General features: G+C 24.8%; 3 protein-coding genes and 1 pseudogene. All 4 read right to left on the reverse strand.

Annotated features, from left to right (window positions below; all coding sequences use genetic code 11):
• Positions 1 to 629 (reverse strand): FecCD family ABC transporter permease (locus tag ACR0QS_RS11710; protein WP_432633633.1); only part of this gene is annotated, 629 nt, incomplete at its 3' end.
• Positions 626 to 1,576 carry an ABC transporter substrate-binding protein gene (locus tag ACR0QS_RS11715; protein ID WP_432633634.1) on the reverse strand — a complete coding sequence of 317 codons (951 nt, stop codon included), beginning with the start codon at positions 1,574 to 1,576 and terminating at the stop codon, positions 626 to 628. The genes ACR0QS_RS11710 and ACR0QS_RS11715, both read right to left, overlap by 4 nt.
• 567 nt (positions 1,577 to 2,143) lie before the next feature.
• Positions 2,144 to 3,484: pseudogene (csm6, locus tag ACR0QS_RS11720) on the reverse strand (type III-A CRISPR-associated CARF protein Csm6).
• A 40-nt stretch (positions 3,485 to 3,524) separates the two neighbouring features.
• The coding region (gene cas6 / locus ACR0QS_RS11725; protein WP_432633635.1) for a CRISPR system precrRNA processing endoribonuclease RAMP protein Cas6 at positions 3,525 to 3,977 on the reverse strand (453 nt) is incomplete at its 5' end.

The raw sequence follows: 3,977 nt of genomic DNA on the forward strand, positions 1-3,977 counted from the left end.
ATTAAAACGATTAAAAAAATTATAGTTATTAAAATTATAATTAAAATATCTAAAAAATTTTTCAAATATAAATTTCCTAACTGCCATAATATTATTCGATTTGAATATTTTGGAAATATATAAATAAAAAAACTCATAAGAGAATAAAGAAATAAAGATATTACGATTCCCGCTAGAATTATCGAATTATTATTCATGTATTTGTCTATTCTGCACGCAATAAATAAAATAAATATTATAGTTATGAAAGCGAATAAAGTCGAAATTGCCGAAATAAAATATTGATTAAAATTTATTCCCGTTATTATTAATAAAGACGCTCCGAGTCCCGCTCCCGAAGATATTCCCAAATTATAAACCGAAGCAAGCGGATTTCTCAATATCGACTGCATAACGATTCCCGTCAAAGATAAAGACGCTCCCACAAAAAAAGCCAAAATAGAACGGGGAAGTCTTATATTAAAAATAATATCGGCGCTTATTTTATTATAGATTAAATTCGGAGAAAAAATTTTATAAATAAAAATAGAAATTATTTCTTTCGGAGATATAAAAACATTTCCGATGCATATCGACAATATAATCGAAATAAAAACTAAAATTATAATTACCAAAATTTTTTTTATCATAAAAATAAATCCAATTCCCGATATTCGTTAGGATAAATTGATTTTGCCATTAAAATTAAAGCCTTTATAATATTATGATTCGGAAGCGAACTCGAAGGAATAAAATAAACTTCTTTATTTTGAATTGCTTTTATATTTTGCCAAGCTTTGCGATTAAGAATTTCATTTGTAGGATTTTCTATATAATCAACGCTCGTAAAAATAATATCGGGATTTGCCGACAAAACGCTCTCTTCCGATACGGCTATCCAAGAATTTCTATCTTCAAAAATATTTTTCGCTCCGATAATATTTATCATATCGTCCAAATAAACATTAGTTCCGAAACTGTATAAATTCGGTATTGAGCCTATTTCAAAATAAACGGTTTTTTGATTTTCTTCAATTTTTATTTTATCTCCAATCGATTTTATTTTTTCAATATTTTCTTTCATTTCAAAAACTATTTCTTCCGCTTTATCTTCAAGTTTTAAAACTTTGCCCAAAAAATAAATATCGTCTTCTATTCCGATTAAAGTGTCGCTATTTGGAATTACCGCAACCGACAAACCTAAATTTTTTATCGCGTCTATCGAACTTTTCCCCGAAAAAACGCTAAATGTATTTACAAAAATAATGTCGGGATTAAGCGAAATTATTTTTTCCGCATCTGGATTCATCATATCGAAAATTTGCATCTCAGAAGAATCGATATTATTTTTTTCTAAAATTTCTTTTGAATAAGAATCAACGGAAATTATTTTATTTGCCTCTCCAATATCAATTAAAATTTCCGTAATCGAAGGAGAGAGGCAGATTATTTTATTAATATTTTCTGGGACGGTTATCTCGTTTTCCGCTCTGTCTTTTATTTGCAAAACGGAATTATTTTTATTATCACTATTGCAGGAAATTATCGAAATTATGATAAATAAAAAAGCGCTTAAAAATATTTGAAAATTTTTCATTGTTAAGTCCTTGTAAAAATAATTTTTCGTATATAATAAATCAAAATCCTTATAAGTGCAATTAAATAATAAAATTTATTATTGCCCTTCATTGCAAACTTTAATTTTCTACTTCGTCATTGCGAATGTAATGAAGCAATCTATTATTTAACAAAATTATATTTTAAAAATATATTCCTATTATTTGGATTACTTCGGGCGTTGCCCTCGTAATGACAAATTCATATTATTATTTACAAAATCTCGTAATGACGAATTCAATTCTTATTTCCAAAACATCTTAATGACAGTTAAAAAAATATTGTCATTGCGAGCCGTAGGCGAAGCAATCCAAATAAAATTACTTGAAAATTAATAATTTATCTATATACTTTTATTTTATCAAATTGCTAAAAAATAAAAATTATTCTACAAAAAAAGATAAGATGGAATTAATTTTTATTTGGAAAGTATTAACTATAAAACCGAAAAAGATATTTTAAAATTAAAATATCTTAAATGCCGTTTTGGATTATATAAATTATTTGAATATTAATTAAACTTAAAATAATTTCGGGAGGTAATATTTTATTTGTATTTCTGCAATAACTCTATTATTTTATTATTAATTTCATCGTATATAAAATCATTAATGTTTATTTTTGGTATAACTATCTTTAATAATTCTTCATTCTTTTTCAATATATCTTCTGACGATAAACCGACTTTTTTATTTATAAATTGTTCGGTGATATTTATCATTCTATGTGCGACATTATTTCTTACATCTCTTTCTATTTTTCTAATATCTAAAAATTTGTTTATCATTTTAGAATTTACGCCATTATTTTTATAGTAATCCATTATTTTTAATAGTCTATCTAAATTTATAAAGCTATCCGCTTTTTTATTGTTATAATTAGCATTATATTTACTGTTATAAAAATTAATAAGGTTTTTATCAGAACTTAAATCAATACAAATTTGTTTGCCATCTTTAGAATCTTGAAGCACTTTATTTAACGCTGGAACATTTTTTTTCAAATAATAAAATAATAAATCGGTGGCAAAAGGAGATATTCTTAATATAAAATCCGATAGTTCTCCTTTTTTATATTTTAATTTCATAACATAATAATATTCTAGCAATTCGTTTTCAACATTTGTTAAGTCTTTATTTTGTAAATTTATAATTTTATTCGCTTCGTCATATTTTAAATTTACTCTTAAAGATGCATGATACAAAATTTTTTTTAAATCATCGTTAAATAGCTGGGAAATATCTTTTCTATCTTCAATAAAGAGTCGATATGCCGAAGAATATTCGTAGTTTCTTATTAAAGATTCTATTTGAGATTGAATTTTTGCTCTTTTAAAACTTAATATTCCTGGCTCTTTGCATCTATTATTCTTATATTCTTTTTATATATCTATTTTATCAAGGTCTTCAAATTTAAATATATCTTCAAAGTTTCGCTTTTTTCTAGGAGTATCTACCTGCACTGGTATAAGTTTAGTATTATTATTAGTTATAATTTCTAATATTAAATTAGATTTCATTTGCGGAGTTCCAGAAGCTATATTAAGCAATATTTCATAACCTTTTTTATTATATTTGTTATAAATTTCTGTTATATATTTTCTAAAATCTTCTATAAAAGCGTCATAACTATTTACATCATCATCGTCTAATTCGCTAATTATCTCTTTCACTTCACAGTCGGGATTGAATTTTTTTATAGCTTTCTCATATCTATTATCATTATAGTTTAATTCTTTAGTTATATATAAATAAACCGCATCTGGTTTATAGTGTCTTATTATATGAAGCATAGAACCTTCCGAAGGTTTGCCATCTTTATCGACAACTCCTATAGGGTCATGCGTTCCAACGGGCGAAAATAATACATACTTTTTTATTTGAGACATATTTTTACTCCTAAATATAATAAAATATTATAATAAAAATTTAACTTCTTTCAATATTAACTCCTCCCATCGAAATTGAAGTTTTAGCGCCAATTCCAGAATATTTTGAAAACTCGAGCAAAATATTGCATATATTAACAAGCGGTTTATTTCCAGAGCAATGAATGACGATATTTCCCATAAAAGAATTTATCTTTACGCCTTCCATACTAAATTTAACGCTTCTTAAATTATATTTAATTATATTGACATTTTTGGATATATCGGAAATTATATTACTATCTTCTAATGAAATATTTTCTCCATATGTATTCCATTTATTATATGCGCTTATAAAAATATTGTCCAAATTAGGAAAAAAAACAAATTTTTTATTCACTTTATATGTAGTCGGACTTAAAAAAGTAATATTGGTAAATCTTTTAGTTTCTTCGGATAAGAAAAATTTATCCGCTATATTTTTATAATTTGTAAGACTTATTATTTCTTTTGA

The organism is Brachyspira sp., assembly GCF_050873525.1.
Lineage (GTDB): Bacteria > Spirochaetota > Brachyspiria > Brachyspirales > Brachyspiraceae > Brachyspira.